Annotated in this window: 1 protein-coding gene; it reads left to right on the top strand. The window is 40.8% G+C overall.

Annotated features, from left to right (window positions below; translation table 11 throughout):
- The coding region (locus tag ACH5TW_RS15945) for a hypothetical protein (RefSeq protein ID WP_439334431.1) at positions 1-201 on the top strand (201 nt) is incomplete at both ends.

Here is a 201-nt window from a genome sequence, read left to right as displayed (position 1 = left end):
TAGTGTAACTGGTGGTTGTGATCCGCAAGCTACAGATATTAGTGCGCTTACTGCTCCTGCTTTATGTGAGGGTGGTAATACGAGTGTAACTTATAATGTAACGGACTTATGTGAGTCTGGACAAGATACAGCTACATTTACAGTAACTCCTGCTGATGCGTTAACAATTAGTGATGTTCAAGATCTTACTGTGAATGCTTG

It is taken from the genome of Thalassobellus sediminis, from assembly GCF_044386045.1.
In the GTDB taxonomy this organism is placed as follows: Bacteria; Bacteroidota; Bacteroidia; order Flavobacteriales; family Flavobacteriaceae; genus Thalassobellus; species Thalassobellus sediminis.
The sequence above is the reverse complement of the archived record's forward strand: the minus strand, read 5'-3'. Positions and strand labels throughout refer to the sequence as shown.